Genomic DNA, 16,682 nt, shown 5'->3' with positions numbered 1-16,682 from the left:
CGAGGTTCACTAAATGAAAAATTACCATTTGAATAGAATACTCAATTTAAGGACAGTCGAAGCATTTTTTTTGAGAGATGGTTATTTAACACCACCTATGTATTGCCTAATACTCATTGACTATCAACGTCCTAGCACAATTGACGATTTTCCTTATTTAAAAAATATAGATGGAATCTCGGAAGACGACTTTGGATATGATAATTTTATAAAAGCAATCATTATTTCATCTGAGGAAGTTATTCAAGAAACGTATGATGAATTATGTACCGTGGCAGGTGGTTTTTTAGAGGATAAAGAAGAGTGTCGATGGAATTTAGATATTGAAGTTATTGGTAATTTCAAACATAAAAATAATTTGGATGACATTTTTCCTTTGCTCCAAAATGTATTAGAAAAATACAAGTGTCCTATAAATATTCATCATATTCCTATAGAAAAATTTAACTTCTTATCACAGGAATAAATGAGTATGATGTTTTAACATTCAAACCTACTACTCGTCCGATATGATTTATAAGATATCTATATGATCTTCAACTGTTGAAACGAACTAAAAGTCAAGGAATGACTGAATACCATGTATGAATTATGTTTTATCACTAAAAATAATAGCAAAACGATTTGAGGATTGAACATGTGCTGGAGAGGATAAGTGCGACGTGCTTTCAGTTTCGCTATACTAGAAACAAAAGGGGGCATTTAGGATGAAATGGTTTCGATTTGAGCAAGAAGGAAAAGTAGGTATCGGGGTTGAACGGGATGGCTCTACATATGATGTGACGGCACAAGTCTATACGGATTCATTGTTTGAAGTGATTTCACGTGAGTTCGATGTTGATCTTGATTTAGATATCGCGCCACTACTTAAAGGGGATGTACGACAGCTCGCACCTTATGTACCAGCACGAAACGTCATCTGTGTCGGCAAGAACTACGCCGATCATATCAAGGAGATGGATACGGCGGGAGCGGGGAAATTCGTCTTGTTCACGAAAGCACCGACATCGATCGTTGGTCCGTTCGAATCGATTGAGCGGCATGCGGATTTGACACAGCAACTGGATTATGAAGGTGAACTCGCCATCATCATCGGCACGACGGGGCGTGATCTGACACCTGAGAATGCACTTGATCACGTGTTTGGCTACAGTATCGTCAATGATGTGACAGCGCGGGACTTACAAAAAGAACACGTCCAGTTCTTCCGTGGCAAATCACTCGATGGGTTCTGTCCGTTCGGACCGGTCATCGTCTCAGCGGACAGCTTTGATCCGCGTGACGTCCTTGTCGAGACGCGTGTGAACGGGGAACTCCGTCAATCGGGATCAACGGCCTTGATGTTGCGTGATGTCGTAACGATTTTAGTTGAAGTGTCGCGCGGGATGACGCTTGAAGCAGGGGACATCATTGCGACAGGCACTCCGGCTGGTGTTGGGCACGGCATGAAACCACCGGTCTACCTTCAGACAGGGGATGTCGTCGAAGTATCGATTGAAGGAATCGGTCGCTTGCAAAATGAAGTCCAGTGAACGAAGATGACTGAAATGACCGATTTTCATTCACCACTTTCCGAATTACTTTGGAAAGTGGTTTTTTATTTTGTGAAAATCGTCAAAAATTTAAAAAATGATTGATTCTAACCAACAAAACAGTCATAAAATGACCGTTTTTGATGTATAATGAAACTATAAGAACGGTTTAATGTCGAAAAAAGTCGTATTTTGAACGTTTTATAAAGAATTTATATAAATTTTGAACGTTTTTGATTGATTTTTAGATGTAAACGCTTTATATTAAAGATGCGGAGGGAAACCTTATGTTAACCAAAAAACGCCATCAACTCATCCTTGAGCTTTTAGCCCGAGAAGAAGTCGTCAAGATGCAAAAGATCGTCGAACAAACCGGTGCGAGTGAATCCACGATTCGTCGGGATTTATCACAACTCGAGACAGCAGGTCATCTGCGTCGGGTGCACGGGGGCGCAACAGCGAACCATTTGCAAATTGAAGAACCGAGTTATTTCGAGAAGAGTGACCAACACGTCGAAGAGAAGGAGCGGATCGCGCGTGCGGCTGCCGACCTGATTGAAGACGGGATGTATGTCTATCTCGATGCCGGAACGACGACGCTTGCCATCGTTCCGTATCTCGAAGAGAAGGCGATTACGGTCGTAACGAACAGTCTTCCTCTAGCGAACACGTTACTCTATCACCGTATCCCGACGTTCGTCGTCGGAGGGCAACTCAAGCATTCAACGCAAGCACTCGTCGGTTACAACGCACGTGAAGGAATGTTGATTTACCATTTTGATGTCGCGTTCCTTGGGATGAACGGTGTTCATCCGGCACAAGGCTTCACGACACCAGATCCGGAAGAGGCACTCGTAAAGAAGACAGCGATCGAATTAGCAAAACAATCGTATGTACTCGTCGATGAGACGAAGCTGGATGCGATCAGTTTCAGTCGTGTGGCGTCCTTGCAAGCGGCGACGATCATCACGACGACATCCAGTGAGCAAGAAGCGAAATACAGTCAATACACAGAGGTGGTGAACGCGAAATGATTTATACACTGACACTCAACCCATCCATCGACTATTATGTCACGTTACCGGTATTTGAGGCAGGACAAGTCAATCGTGTCGAACAGGCGGAAAAAGTGGCCGGAGGGAAAGGGATTAACGTCTCTCTCGTCCTAAAAAACTATGAGGTGGAAACACAAGCACTCGGATTCCTTGGAGGAAGTACCGGACAATTCATTCGGACGGAACTCGAGAAACGAGGCGTGTTGACGGACTTCACACCGATTCAAGATGAGACGCGAATCAACGTAAAGATTCGCGCCGATCAAGAATCTGAGCTGAATGCAGCGGGACCGAAGATTCAACCGGAAGAGCTGGAGCATTTATTATCCCGATTCAAGACGATGGAAGCCGGTGACATCGTCGTCTTCGCAGGTAGTATCCCAAGCAGTCTGCCGCATGATCTCTATCGTCATATCGCGACGATCCTGAATGAACGGAACGTCCGCTTCGCTGTCGATACGACGAAGGAAGCGATGCTTGAAGTCTTACCGCTCGGTCCATTTTTAATCAAGCCGAATCACCATGAACTCGGTGAAATCTTCGACGTCGAGATTACGTCGAAGGAGATGGCAGTTCCATACGCCCAACAGCTCGTCGAGCGAGGTGCCGAGAACGTCGTCATCTCATTTGCAGGAGACGGAGCACTGCTTGTCAATCGTGAAGGTGCCTATACGGCAAACACACCGGCAGGGAAGCTCGTCAATTCCGTCGGTGCTGGAGATTCACTCGTCGCTGGATTCGTCGCCAGCCACGCGCTCGGTAAATCATCAGAAGAAGCGTTCCGCTATGCGGTGACGACTGGTAGCGCGTCTGCTTATTCCTTTGGTCTTTGTACGAAGGAAGATATCGATCGTCTCATCAAAGACGTCAACGTCGTTGAACTCATTCAATCCTAAAAGGAGTGTGACTACTCATGAAAATTACTGATCTCTTGACACGTGATACGATTCAGCTCGATTTACAAGCGTCATCTAAAGCCGCTGTCATCGATGAACTCGTCAACGTCCTCGATCGGGCAGGAAAACTGAACGATCGCTCGGCATATAAAGAAGCGATTCTCGCACGGGAAGCGCAAAGTACGACAGGTTTAGGGGAAGGCATTGCCATTCCACACGCAAAAACAGCAGCAGTCAAAACACCAGCGATCGCCTTCGGTCGTTCGACAGGTGTTGACTACGAAGCACTCGACGGTCAACCGAGTCGGTTGTTCTTCATGATCGCAGCGGGTGAGAACGCTGATAATGCGCACCTTGAAACACTTTCGAAACTATCTGTTTATTTGATGGATATGAACTTCCGCGATACGATCCTTGCGGCTAAAACGAAAGACGAAGTCATCGCAGCAATCGAAGCGAAGGAACGCGAAGAAGAAGGTCCAGTTGACGTCTCAAGCGAAAATGTCGACCAAAATGCACCGTACATCCTCGCTGTCACAGCTTGTCCAACAGGAATCGCGCACACGTATATGGCAGCTGATGCGCTTCGTCAAAAAGCGGAAGAGATGGGTGTTCGTATTAAAGTCGAAACGAACGGATCGACAGGTGTCAAGAACGGTTTGACACAACAAGACATCAAAGATGCGACAGCCATCATCGTCGCTGCGGATAAAGCAGTTGAGATGGATCGCTTCAACGGGAAACACGTCGTTGAAGTACCGGTAGCGCAAGGGATTCGTAAACCACAAGAATTGATCAACCGTGCCGTCAAACAAGACGCACCTGTCTATAAAGCGAGCGGTTCAAGCGAAAGCTCAAAACCAGCGCGTGGTGGATTCTACAAACACTTGATGAGTGGGGTATCCGCGATGTTGCCACTCGTCGTCGCTGGTGGTCTCTTGATTGCGATCAGCTTCTTCTGGGGAATCAACTCCGCTGACCCGAAAGATCCGTCATACAATGAGTTTGCAGCTCAGTTGATGACAATCGGGAAAGCAGCGTTTGGTCTCTTGATTCCGATTCTCGCCGGATTCATCGCGATGTCGATCGCTGATAAACCAGGTCTTGCTCCTGGTCTGATCGCTGGGTTCCTTGCTAGCAGTGGTAACGCTGGTTTCCTCGGTGGATTGATTGCCGGTTTCCTTGCTGGTTACGTCGTTCTCTTACTCGTTAAAGTCTTCAAAGGTCTCCCGGCAGCTCTTGAAGGAATCAAACCAGTCTTGCTCTATCCACTGTTTGGTTCATTCATCACAGGGATGATCATGTTACTCGTCATCAATGAGCCGATCGCGAAGTTCATGACATGGCTCACGGATTCGTTGAACGGGCTCAGCGGTGGGAACGCAATCCTCCTCGGTATGCTCGTCGCAGGTATGATGGCAATCGACATGGGTGGTCCAATCAACAAAACAGCATATGTTTTCGGTACAGCTGCTCTTACAGCAGGTAACACGGAAGTCATGGCAGCCGTCATGGCAGGTGGGATGGTTCCACCACTCATCGTGGCTTTCTCATCAACATTGTTCGCACGTAAGAAATTCACACCGCAAGAACGTGAAGCAGGTATCGCTGCTTACGCAATGGGTGCATCGTTCGTCACAGAAGGTGCGATTCCATTTGCAGCAGCCGATCCACTCCGCGTCATTCCGTCAAGCGTCATCGGTTCAGCTATCGCTGGTGCATTGACGATTGTCTTCGGCGTCTTGCTCCCAGCACCACATGGCGGTATCTTCGTCTTCCCGTTACTTGATGGTCCATCAGGTACGGTCATGGCAATCGTCGGTTACGCGGGTGCGATCCTCATCGGTTCACTCGTCGGTGCGGCAATCCTATCCTTCCTCAAAAAACCACTTGTTGACCAATCGGTCGCGAAAGCGGAAATGACAGAAGGAACAGGTACGAAAGCATCATAATTCACCTAAATCCTCTCCGTTTTCAAGCGGAGGGGATTTTTTGTTGAATTTTGACGGCTAACGGTGAAGAATAGAGGGCATACTGAATAAGAAGGAGGGATGGACATGGGTGGACAATCCTTACAAATCGGACCACGGACCATCAAGACAGGTCTTGCGGTCATCTTGGCGCTGTTGATCAGTAATCTGTTCAACCTCAGCCCGATCCTGCCTGCAATCTCGGCAGCGACGACACTCCTGCCTTCGGTCTATCAGACATGGAAACAATTTCTCGAGGAAGCAGAGGCCAACTTGATTGGTGCCTTTTTGACGTTACTCGCACTTTGGATTTTAGGGGATAATCCAGCCAATCCGCTCGCGATCGGAATCGTCATCATGGCAGCAATCTCGATTTTGCTAGCCTTTGGTTTCGGGCGGACGATTCCACACGTCGTTTTGATGATCATCGTCATTCTCGAAAGTGTGGCGACAGCGACCGAGCCACTTTGGCAAGTCGTCCTGATCCGTTACTTGCTCGTCATGCTCGGGATCGGCTGTGCGCTTGGCATCAATGCGCTGATCTTCCCGCCGCGCTATGGCAATGTCTACTATCAAAAAGCGACGAAACTCTTCGAAAAGCTGCTCGTCGTCACGCGAGCGATTGCCTTCGAAGGCAAGGTCGCCCCATACCGGGCGGCAATCGATAAAATGTCAAATTCGCTCCTTGAGACACAAAACTTGTTCAACCTACACAAGGAAGAGATTCGAGGAACGCGTCAGAAGCACGCCTCGCTCTTACGGAACCTCTTGATTCTCAAACATATGCAATCGTGCCTCGAACGTGGTGTCGCGACGGCAGAGCGCTTCAGAGAGCGAGAGAAGGCCCTTGACTCGATTGCGGACGATCTTCGGAGTGAATTGTTTTATCACTTGATGCATATCGCCCAGCGACAAGAGAAGGTCTTGCTGACATATGATCTCTTATTGACGGAAGAACCACTCGCAATGGAGGATCTCGTCAAAGAGAACATCGCCTTCGTTAAGCACTCTTTCCTTGACCGCGATGAACTCGAGGAAGAAGTCATCATGGAAATCTTACCGATCGTCGTTTCGATGAATGAGTGGATCCAAGAGCTTGAAGCATTCGAAAAACGGCTCAATGGTGCGCTTCGTCGTCATATCACATCACTGACGATCGAACAAAAATCAGTCCGTGATAAAACATTTAATCGATTTAAACGTAAAAAAGCCATTGACGAAAGTAAAAAGTAAGCGTATAGTCCTCCTTAACGATACTTTACTTGCTAAAAGCATAACAGTATAACAGCATAACAGAACGAAAGATTAAGCGATGATGAAACCGAAGTAAAGACCATCTCCCTGTTTCAGAGAGCACGTGGCGCTGCGAACGTGTACACAGATGGTGTTGAATTACAGTTTCTGAGCTTCTTGCGTAAGCGAGCGGAGCACACCGTTATCCCAATCATAAGTGACTCAGTCGATGACTGGGTAATCAGGGTGGTACCGCGGCTTTCGTCGCCCCTGTCGAACAATATGTTCGGCAGGGGCTTTTTTGTTATCTCACATTCATTCAAGGGGGAACTCATATGTCTACACCAATCATTCCAAGTCATTTACGTCCACACGTCGCACCACAGCACTACGAAGACTACACGCCAACGGATCATGCCGTTTGGAGATACGTCATGCGACTGAATTTAAATACGTTACAAGATACAGCACATCCGGCATACCTCGAAGGGCTTGCTGCATCGGGCATCAGCACGGAACGGATTCCGGACGTGCGTGAAATGACAGCGAACCTAAGCCGTGGAGGCTGGGGAACAGTCGCTGTTGATGGTCTCATTCCTGGCGTCGCCTTCTTCGATTTCCAAGGGCACGGACTCTTGCCGATCGCGACCGACATTCGGAAGGTCGATAACATTCTCTACACACCGGCGCCAGATATTTTGCATGAAGCAGCGGGGCACGCGCCAATCTTGATGAATCCGGTCTACGCGGAATTCGTTCGACGCTTCGGTGAGATCGGGGCACATGCCTTTAATCATAAAGCCGAGCATGACGTGTTCAAGGCACTAAAGAAATTGACGATTGTCAAAGAGAGCCCGTTCTCGACGCCAGCCGACATCGAGCAAGCTGAAGTCGAACTCGCGGAGACACGGACACACGTCAAAGGAATTTCGGAAGCGAACGAAATCTCACGTCTGTTCTGGTGGACGGTTGAATTCGGTCTGATTGGTAATATCGACAACCCACAAATCTACGGGGCAGGTCTTTTATCATCCGTCGGTGAAAGTCGCCACTGCTTAACGGACGCGGTCGTCAAACATCCATTCTCACTTGAAAAAGCACTTGCAACGAAACATGACGTGACGAGCATGCAAAAAGAACTCTTCGTTTGTGAATCGTTCGAACAACTCCGCGATGCACTTGAAGAATTCGCACAGTCGATGTCTTACATCCGCGGTGGCATCCACGGACTAACAAAAGCGGTCGAATCGGGTAACCTGTCAACGCTCGTCTTCGACAGTGGTCTCTCGCTCGTCGGTGTTCCTGAAACGCAAGAGATTCACGATTCGCTTCATCTCGTCAAACTAACAGGTCCGACAGCGCTTGCTGCGAACGGCGAAGTGTTGACAGGTCAAGGACTTGCAGATCATCCGGAAGGCTTTACACTCCTTCACGGCAAGGAATTGAACGAAGTATTGATGCAAGTCAAAGTCGGTGAACGTCTCGACTGGGCGGAAGGAAATGTTCGCGTCACAGGGGACATCACAGCGATTCAAAACGTCAATGGAAATCGGGCGCTCGTCGTCTTAGAAGCAGCGACGCTTGCAAACGACGGGAAAATGATGACGATGGACCGGATGGAATTGATCGTCGGTGACATCACGTCAGCATTCCCGGGAACGGAAGTTGAAGCACTGAAGCCGATTCCGGAAACGGTCGAGTTCGAACGAATCGAACGTCCGTTGACAGCGGCTGATCCGATCTTCGAAGTCGTCCGCGAGATTCGCGAAGGTCGTGCCGGACGAGAACGGTTACCGCAACTGATCGATCAGACACTCGTCCAGTTACCGGACGCTTGGTTACTCCGTCTTGAATTACTCGAGTTAGCGGATGAAGTCGATCAACCACGTCTGATTGCAGATCTCGAGCGCTTAAAAGCGACATCTGAGCAGCGAGATGAATTGATCACGCGTGGGATGGCCTTACTCGACGTCGTTCATCAATGAGTCGAACTCCGGTTCTGAACCTGTTAGAATGGAGACATTCGGTAAAAGGGGATGATCGGTTATGACAAATTATTATCAAGACGTAAAGGAATTCCACCGTGTGTTTTCACACCCTGGCGCAACGACGCCAACACCTATGACGGTCAATCGTGGAATCAAACGCTCGACCTGGACGGCAGAAGAAGCGGTCGTTGAGTTCCTGCATCAATCGGCGACGAGTGAAGCAGAATTTCTCGAAGCGATCGAACGTTTCAAGTCAGGACTTGATACAGCGGTCGAAAAATCGCTTCAGATGAAACAACCCGAAACAGATGTCGAACGGCTCGTCGGACAAGGGGATGCCTTGACGGACGCCCTCTACTTCATCATGGGAAGCTTCGTTGAGATCGGGCTTGATCCGGCTCCATTGTTCGAGATCGTCCAGCGTGCGAACATGGCGAAGCTTGGACCGGACGGAAAACCAATCTTCCGGGAATCGGACCAAAAGGTCATGAAACCGGAAGGCTGGCAACCACCGGAACCACAATTAGAAGCAGAAGTGCGTCGGCAAATCGCTGTAGCTTCGAGTACGTCGAAAGCGTGATTCATGACGATAAAAAGAGAGGGATGACTGGTCTGCGAACCGGTCATCCCTCTCTTGTTGTATTTATTCACTTTTGACTTGATAACGCGATAAATCGAGTTGACGGACGGTCAGGAACTCGACCCCTTCTGCTTCAAGTGCCAGTCGCTGTTCATCGCCTTCAAGCGATAGTTTTCCGCCAGCAGCGAGCACGCGGTGCCACGGTAGACGTTCCGTCTTACTCATACTGTGAAGAATCCGCGCTACTTGTCGGGCGCTACGCGGATGGCCGGCGAGTCGAGCGACTTGCCCGTACGTCATGACCCGACCAGCAGGGATCGAACGAATGATAGTCAGGACATCTTGCGTGAATGGTGTCATGTTTCGTCCGTAGCAACGACATACTGTTGAATCTTATCGTCTTCATCAAAGCCGATCGTCACATCGATGATGCCTTGTTGCAGGCGAATCTGGAGTTCGAGACGGTCCTTGATATCGTCCGCTTGTGCGATCGTCAACGTCGGGTCGACTTCAATCTCGACTTCGACGTGGAAATGATCGCCTTCCTTAATGACTTCTAGTTTACTAATGTCCTTGACGTCAGGGTCCTTCATGATTAGTCCGCCGAGACGTGCTGCCATCGTCTCATCGGCTTCACCCAGTGCACCAGCTGCGTTTTGCAGGAAGACATTCCCGACGACGTAAAACATCATCAGTCCGATGAGGATCGAAGCAATTCCTTCTGCCTGATGGAACGGTGTCACATGCGAGATGATGACGGCGAGCATCGCGACGACGCCACCAGCCGTTGCGACCAAATCTTCTAGGAACACAAGGCGTGTGGCTGGTTTCGCTTGTTTGAGTGAGCGGAAGCTGTCAAGAATCAAGCGTGGTCCTTTCGAGTCTAACTTCGCATCGTGCGCGATCTCTTGCATCGCTTTAACAAATACGCCACTCTCTAAGACGACACCGACGAACAAGACAGACAACGTAATCCAAAAGCCAGTTGATTCTGTCGGTTCGATGATGTGGGCGATCCCTTCATGAATCGTCTCGTACGCCATGATACCGACGAAGAGGATGGCACCGAGCAAGACGAGATTGACGAGACGACCGAAGCCGTTCGGGAAACGTTTCGTCGGTGCCTTTTTACTGAGGGCAGAACCGATGAAGACGAAAAATTGGTTAGCAGCGTCCCCGAGCGTATGCATCATCTCCGCGAACATTGCGACATTTCCCGTCAGGACGTAGGCAATTGCCTTGATGATGGCGATGACGGAGTTAACGATGCCTGCCGTCAGCGCCGACCGGTTTCCCCGGCGTAATAACGTAAAAAATTCTCCCATGATTGTACTCCTTTTAGTTAAGTTACATATTAGTTCATTTTATTATGTTACATCATTTTGAGAAAAACGACTATCTTCACACGAAAAAACCCACGCAAGCTGCGCGGGTTTAACTCGTCAAGACAAGTCGACTGTTTTATTGATTTCGTTCTCATCGTCTTTGCCGACGACTTTCTTCAAGACTTGTTTGACGGACTTCGTCGTGTTTCCCGTTTCCCAGTATTCAGCAGCTTCCGTGTTGACCTTGATCAAGACGACTTTCGGATCTTCGTATGTCGTTCCAAGGTATGCTTCGTAGCGTGGACTCCAGAGCTCTTTTTTTCGTTCGATGTCTTCGACGAGTTCTGCTGTCCCACGAATCGAGACGTATGATTTGTCGACGTACGCGACGTTAACGCTCGGATTCTTAAGTAGTTCTTGGTACTTGTCTGTTTCTTTTGAAGTGAGGAACCAGAGGTCGCCATCAAATTCGATATCCTGTGTCTGCATCGGACGCGATACGAGTCCTTCTGCTGAAATCGTCGTCAGCATCGCTGTTTCGATTTTATCAATCAGTTTCTTGACCGTTTCGACTGCTTCTTGATTCGTAGTATGGGTTGACATGTAACTCCACCTCATTCGTTAGATTTTTATGCTCACTTAGGCATTGTTCCCTGAATTTCAAAATGAAAACGTCCCCATGATAGAAAGAAGCAGTTTCGTTGCACCGTACAACGAGGAGGCGTACAGTGTAGGTACGCATTCGAAAGAAAAAGGAGAGACATACATGAAACTTAGTATTTTAGACCAATCCCCGGTCTCTAAAGGACAATCGCCATCTGATGCCTTACACGAAACGGTCGAGCTCGCGAAAATCGCGGACGAACTCGGCTACCATCGCCTGTGGGTATCCGAACACCACTTCGCTAAAACATTGGCTGGTTCAAGCCCGGAAGTCTTGATCGCTTACATGGCGGCAGTGACGAAACAGATTCGCCTCGGTTCAGGCGGTGTCATGCTGCCGCATTACAGTGCTTATAAAGTCGCGGAGAACTTCCGTGTCCTTGAAGGGCTTGCACCGAACCGGATCGACCTTGGACTCGGTCGGGCACCAGGCGGTATGCCGCTTGCGACACGTGCGTTGCAAGAAGGATCGTCGCCACGTTTTGGTGGAGCCGATTACGGCGAACAACTCGATGATCTCGTCGATTACTTGAAAGACGGAGCACCTGCCGGACACCGGTTCGCGGGACTCGTCGCAACACCAGAAGTCGATACGACACCAGAAGGTTGGTTGCTTGGATCAAGTGGGGGTAGTGCCTTGAACGCTGCGCAACGCGGATTCGGATTTGCCTTTGCCCACTTCATCAATGGACAAGGTGGACAAGAAGTGATGGACTACTACCGTCATAACTTCATGGCGACGTCGTTCAATGAGACACCACAAACGCTCGTCTCGATCTTCGTGACGTGTGCTGAAACGACGGAAGAAGCAGAACGGTTAGCTTCAAGCCTGGATCTGTCACTACTCCTACTTGAAAAAGGGGTCTCGTCGACAGGAACGCCAACTCCAGAAGAGGCAGCGGCGTATCCGTATACGTTCCAAGACCAATTCCGGATCGCTGAAAACCGGAAGCGGATGATCGTTGGTAACCCGGAATCCGTTGCAAAACAATTGCAAGAGCTCGCTGATTCCTACGGCACAGACGAAGTAATGATCGCTTCGATGATCGCTGACAAGGAAGCAAAACAACAATCATTGAAATTAATCATGGATGCCGTCAAAGCGGCGGTCTGACCGATACGCACGTCCTTTCTCACGAAGTGAGGGAGGACGTGTTTTTTGCGTCTGCTACGGGAATGCTCTCGGATAAGATGTCATTACGAAGTCGGAGGAATCCGAATGATGCTGCACCGAATAAGCCGACTGTACCGACTCCAAGTAGCACGATGATAGATACATGATCACTGAGTAAACCAAACAATAGGGTACCGATCGGCATCATCGCCATTGCAATGGATTCCAGCACACCGATGACACGTCCGAGGTAAGCCGGATCGGTCTGTTTTTGAACGATGAGCTGCAGTGGAATGTTCATCCGTAAGACGAGCATGCCGTCGATGAACAATAGAATCATGAAAAAAGGTAATAGTAGAGCAGATGGAACATAGCCGAGTAGGGCAAGTGCAGGAAGCGCATAACAAGAGGCGATTAAAAAGAGCGACTCGAATATCGTGCGTAACGGACGTTTCACCGTAAAGCGAGGTAAGGCAAGAAGCAACGAAGCGACAAGAAGACCGGCACCGAGTGCGGACTCGACCAGTCCAAACCGAAATGGTGTGAATTGCAGTCGATCGAGCAAAATGATTGGTAATAGGATTTCGAAAGCGACAAAAAAGAAGTTCAGGAAAATCGCCATCAGGACGAGTGTCGTCAAGACCGGTTGACGGAACAGATAACGGTAGCCCTCTTTAAACTCCGAGACGAAAGACGGAGTATCGGTAGTAGCCAGAGGAGAGGTATCCACTGCAAGAAAGCGGAGGCGGCTATTCCACCAGGCAGCAGAAGCAAACAAGAGGAACGGTAAGATCAAGAATTGCGTGATGGAGACAGTGGCGATAAGCAATCCCGCAACGAGTGGAGCGGTGATCGTTGAGGTCGATTGAATCGTCGAGAAAAGCGCGTTTCCGCGTTGTAACTCATCTTCTTCTACGAGTCGCGGTAACGAGCTTGATAAGGTGACGGATAGGAACGTCGACAGGCTCGTCAAGAGGACACTAGCAACGATGTAATGAACGGTATGTAGAGGGGCTTGTAGCGAATAGAGCAGAAGTCCGAACAAGACGAGTGCACTTAAGCTTTCGGTCATGACGATGATTCGTTTCCGGTTCCAACGATCAGCGAGGACACCAGCAACCGGTGAGAGCAAAATCCGTGGCACTGATCCTGCAAGCAGGACGAGCGCAAACTGAAAACCAGACGATGTTTCCCGTAAGACGGTCAGTCCAGCGACGAACGTAAAGAGACTTGCCGCAAATAATGAACAAAACTTTCCGAATAAGACACGCTTTAAATTAAATGACATCCTGTTCACTCCTTCAGAGTTAAATTTTATTGAACTTTAGTGTAGAATAAAGGAGTGGAAGAAAAATGTAAAGATAAAGTTCAATAAAATTTAACTTTTATGATAAAAGGAGTGACAAGTGTGTTAGGGGAACGTATCAAACAGATCCGAAAACAGAAAAAAATGACGCAAACGGACGTTGCGACCGGCATCATCACGAAGTCGATGCTCAGTATGGTCGAGAACGGGAAAGCGACACCTTCAGTGCCCGCACTACAGGCGATTGCTAGGCGATTACAAGTTACGGTCGAGGAATTGATGCTCGATCCGCGGGATGTTCGGATGCGGGAACTCCTTGAAACAATCCGTTCACGAGATACCTCATATCATTCGGACGAAAAAGTTCGAGAAATTCTGCATCCGTATTTAGTGCCAGAGACAAACTCTTACTGGCAAGGACAGGTCTTTCAGGAATATGGGGATGCCCTCCGAACGTCTGACCCTGAGCTTGGTTTGACATATTTCGAGAAGGCAGAGCGAGTTTTTCAACAGCTTGGTCGTCAAGATGAACAATTACTTGCCCAAATCGCAAAAGTTTACTTTTTATTCAATCTCAAACGGACGAAGGAAGCGTATGAGCTGATCGAAGCAATGGATATACCACGTGAGATTCCACTTGCACCGAAAACCTATTTAAAGCTTCAAATCCTGCGTGCGCTCCGAGCAAGTTTGTTCGATGATCACTACACAGAAGCGATCGCCTTATTGCGTGAAGGGGTTCAGTATATGCGGGAGCAAGATGTCTATTATCATGTCATTTCGTTTCAACGTTTCCTCGGATTGTTTTTATATCTAGAAGGGGAAATCGAACAATCACGGCAAGAGTTTGATCGACTGGAGCAGTTTTTTGCATTTAGTGAAACGACTGCCGTCGGACGAATCGAAGTCGATTTAACGAAAGGACTCATCGCGATTTTTGAAAACGATACGGACGGCATGCAAATGGCGTGGGAAAAACTCGTCACTGTGGCGATCGATGACGCGAAGCATTACATCGGACAACTCGAAGTCCATCTCCTTGTCAACGGCATCGAATTACCGAATCAGACGCTGCAGCAGAGCGTCGATAAGATATGGGAGATGCAAGATGCGTGGCTTGCCGCGAGTGGATTCGACCAAGCGATGATGCTACAGACGCTCGTACTAGCGATGCAACGAGGGATTGGTCAGGAACGGCTGGAGGATGTCATTCGATTGAAGGATGATCTTCAAAGCGAACGACTCAAAGGCGATCTTGAGCGAGAGATACAAGCATTGGTTAAGGTTCAATGACAAAAAAACAGGCATGAGGCGAGTGCGCTTCATGCCTGTTCGTGTGAGGATGTCGTTCTTCTGAAAATCAATAAGACGCATGCGGCGACGGAAATGATCAAGTGACCGATATAGACGTCTCCCGTCTGGATATAATGCAAGAGCATCGAGCCACCAAAAATCAATAAGGCAAGAAAGAGAAGCCGAACATACAGTGTTTTGTAAGACATGCAGACACATCCTTTCCATATCCAGTATATCCCAAAGTGAAGTGGTAAGACAAAAAACATCCACCCCGAGGGATGGATGAGGAAAGTTTAAAGTGATTTAAAGCCTAATAGTTTTTGCGTCCAGTAACGTTCCGATACACGGCTGATACCTAAAGCAGGTTCATTTGCATGAATGAACTGATCATTGTTCAGCATGATGCCAATATGTGTCGGACCAGCGGCATAGGTGTTTTCGAAGAAGATGATATCGCCACGCTTCGGTTGACGTAATTTTGATAACTTCGCTCCGAGATACCGATCATCGTTCCAGTAACCGTTGACGTTCGTCCGTCCGACAGCATAGCCAGCGGCATTCAACGTGTAATTCACAAAACCAGAGCAATCGAATCCACCATTGACGGGGCTACTTGATCCCCAGACGTATGGTGTACCAAGATATTGTTGCCCAATCGAGATCGCACGTTCCATCAATGTCGAACCAGGTACGGTCGTCACAGGAGGTGGTGGCGTGACCGGAGGCGTCGTCGTGACGGATCCCGTCGTGATGTAACTCTTCGCAACATAGTAGAGACCCGTTCCAATCTTGATCTGGTACCAGCCGCTATCTTTTCCTGTCGTTTCACCTGTGACATTGACCGTTGAGCCGTGTCCGACTTGCGTGAAGACTTTAGAAGACGTCGAAGGCAATGTGCGGACGTTCAGCCCGGTTGGGGCATTGACGCGATACGTCTTCGAAGCATCAACCGGCGTCACAGAGACTCCGGGAGTCGTTGGTGTTGTTGGTGGCGAAGCTTTTGTTGAAGCTTTGACATAAGTTGAAGCAACATACGCTTCTTTTCCGTCGAGCTTGACTTGGTACCACGAATCAACGGCACCTGTGACATCGAGTACTGTCTGATGGGGTAATGTCTTGTAAATTTTTGCGTTCGTTGCTGCAGCAGTCCGTGCGTTCAAGCCTTCCTTCGCATTAACCGTGTAGATCTTCGAGCGATCGACCGCTTTAATGACGTTCTTGACGGGTGTCGTCGTAGCAGGTTTTGACATAGACGTTACTTTCACTGTCTTTTTATCAACTAATGATGCATGGATAAAAGCTACTTGCTTCTTATACGTGATTTGATACCAATCACCGGATTTTTTCGTAACAGTCAGAACGCTATTTTTTGCCAGTTTTCCGAGTGATTTCGAACTCGTCGTTGCTTGTTGGCGGACGTTGACAGCATCGGTGTTCGTTATGTAGGTCGTCGTTGTCGTAGTCTTTACTGTCGTCGCCTTGACGTATGCTGAAGTGATGAAGGCTGGTTTTGACTGGTAACGGATTTCGTACCAGCTGTTGACCTTCTTGACTGCTGTCAGCTTCGTTCCTTTTTTCAGTGTCGTGATGACCTTCGCGGAAGTCGAGGCAGCCGAGCGAATGTTGACGTTATCCGTCAATGTTAAGGTCGTTGACGCAGCAGAGACCGGTCCGGTTGAACTGATCAAGGCGATCGTCGTAAGAGCGAGAAATGTCTTCTTCAC

The 16,682-nt window shown here is 48.4% G+C and carries 16 protein-coding genes and 1 other annotated feature; of the genes, 10 read left to right on the top strand and 6 right to left on the bottom strand.

The annotated features are described in order from the left end of the window. Window positions 1-13 precede the first annotated feature (13 nt). The 8 genes from EXG77_RS10775 (at window position 14) to EXG77_RS10740 (ending at window position 9,254) form a co-directional block, all read left to right on the top strand. Window positions 14-466 carry a hypothetical protein gene (locus tag EXG77_RS10775; protein WP_035398166.1) on the top strand — a complete coding sequence of 151 codons (453 nt, stop codon included), beginning with the start codon at window positions 14-16 and terminating at the stop codon, window positions 464-466. Between the two features lie 241 nt (window positions 467-707). Then, window positions 708-1,532 carry a fumarylacetoacetate hydrolase family protein gene (locus EXG77_RS10770; RefSeq protein WP_035398164.1) on the top strand — a complete coding sequence of 275 codons (825 nt, stop codon included), beginning with the start codon at window positions 708-710 and terminating at the stop codon, window positions 1,530-1,532. Between the two features lie 287 nt (window positions 1,533-1,819). Then, window positions 1,820-2,566 (top strand): DeoR/GlpR family DNA-binding transcription regulator, encoded by a 747-nt coding sequence (locus EXG77_RS10765; protein WP_023467728.1) that lies wholly within the window; start codon window positions 1,820-1,822, stop codon window positions 2,564-2,566. Further along, window positions 2,563-3,483, top strand: coding sequence for a 1-phosphofructokinase (gene pfkB / locus EXG77_RS10760; RefSeq protein ID WP_035398162.1), 921 nt, complete (start codon window positions 2,563-2,565; stop codon window positions 3,481-3,483). Before EXG77_RS10765 ends, pfkB begins: the two co-directional genes overlap by 4 nt. Before the next feature lie 17 nt (window positions 3,484-3,500). Next, complete coding sequence (locus EXG77_RS10755; protein WP_035398160.1) at window positions 3,501-5,435, top strand: fructose-specific PTS transporter subunit EIIC; 1,935 nt, start codon at window positions 3,501-3,503, stop codon at window positions 5,433-5,435. Between the two features lie 105 nt (window positions 5,436-5,540). Further along, window positions 5,541-6,686: an aromatic acid exporter family protein gene (locus EXG77_RS10750; protein ID WP_023467731.1), complete on the top strand. Its 1,146-nt coding sequence runs from the start codon at window positions 5,541-5,543 to the stop codon at window positions 6,684-6,686. Between the two features lie 70 nt (window positions 6,687-6,756). Beyond that, window positions 6,757-6,961, top strand: a binding site (T-box leader). A gap of 60 nt (window positions 6,962-7,021) precedes the next feature. Next, window positions 7,022-8,671, top strand: coding sequence for an aromatic amino acid hydroxylase (locus EXG77_RS10745; protein ID WP_035398158.1), 1,650 nt, complete (start codon window positions 7,022-7,024; stop codon window positions 8,669-8,671). 61 nt (window positions 8,672-8,732) lie between these two features. Further along, on the top strand, window positions 8,733-9,254 hold the full coding sequence (locus tag EXG77_RS10740; RefSeq protein WP_035398156.1) for a hypothetical protein: 522 nt from the start codon (window positions 8,733-8,735) through the stop codon (window positions 9,252-9,254). A gap of 63 nt (window positions 9,255-9,317) precedes the next feature. Here the strand turns inward: EXG77_RS10740 and EXG77_RS10735 are convergent, their stop codons facing one another. The 3 genes from EXG77_RS10735 to EXG77_RS10725 form a co-directional block, all read right to left on the bottom strand. Then, complete coding sequence (locus EXG77_RS10735) at window positions 9,318-9,614, bottom strand: MGMT family protein (protein ID WP_035398153.1); 297 nt, start codon at window positions 9,612-9,614, stop codon at window positions 9,318-9,320. Continuing rightward, entirely contained in the window at window positions 9,611-10,579 is a 969-nt protein-coding gene (locus EXG77_RS10730) for a cation diffusion facilitator family transporter (protein WP_035398151.1), read from the bottom strand. The genes EXG77_RS10735 and EXG77_RS10730 overlap by 4 nt, the downstream gene beginning before the upstream one ends. 117 nt (window positions 10,580-10,696) lie before the next feature. Next, window positions 10,697-11,182, bottom strand: a complete 486-nt coding sequence (locus EXG77_RS10725; RefSeq protein ID WP_023467736.1) for a pyridoxamine 5'-phosphate oxidase family protein — start codon at window positions 11,180-11,182, stop codon at window positions 10,697-10,699. 163 nt (window positions 11,183-11,345) lie between these two features. Here EXG77_RS10725 and EXG77_RS10720 point away from each other — a divergent pair, with 163 nt between their 5' ends. Beyond that, window positions 11,346-12,356, top strand: a complete 1,011-nt coding sequence (locus tag EXG77_RS10720) for an LLM class flavin-dependent oxidoreductase (RefSeq protein WP_035398148.1) — start codon at window positions 11,346-11,348, stop codon at window positions 12,354-12,356. A gap of 19 nt (window positions 12,357-12,375) precedes the next feature. Here EXG77_RS10720 and EXG77_RS10715 read toward each other — a convergent pair whose 3' ends face one another. Further along, window positions 12,376-13,644 (bottom strand): MFS transporter, encoded by a 1,269-nt coding sequence (locus EXG77_RS10715; RefSeq protein ID WP_035398146.1) that lies wholly within the window; start codon window positions 13,642-13,644, stop codon window positions 12,376-12,378. A gap of 120 nt (window positions 13,645-13,764) precedes the next feature. Here EXG77_RS10715 and EXG77_RS10710 point away from each other — a divergent pair, with 120 nt between their 5' ends. Next, a complete protein-coding gene (locus tag EXG77_RS10710) occupies window positions 13,765-14,955 on the top strand; it encodes a helix-turn-helix domain-containing protein (protein WP_052017177.1) in 1,191 nt (396 codons plus the stop codon). A 29-nt stretch (window positions 14,956-14,984) separates the two neighbouring features. Here EXG77_RS10710 and EXG77_RS10705 read toward each other — a convergent pair whose 3' ends face one another. Beyond that, window positions 14,985-15,164 (bottom strand): hypothetical protein, encoded by a 180-nt coding sequence (locus EXG77_RS10705; protein WP_035398144.1) that lies wholly within the window; start codon window positions 15,162-15,164, stop codon window positions 14,985-14,987. An 87-nt stretch (window positions 15,165-15,251) separates the two neighbouring features. Then, entirely contained in the window at window positions 15,252-16,682 is a 1,431-nt protein-coding gene (locus EXG77_RS10700) for a C40 family peptidase (RefSeq protein ID WP_035398140.1), read from the bottom strand.

The sequence above is a fragment of the Exiguobacterium sp. OS-77 genome (assembly GCF_000414195.2).
GTDB classification, from domain to species: Bacteria; Bacillota; Bacilli; order Exiguobacteriales; family Exiguobacteriaceae; genus Exiguobacterium_A; species Exiguobacterium_A indicum.
This window is presented reverse-complemented; position numbering and strand designations above follow the sequence as displayed.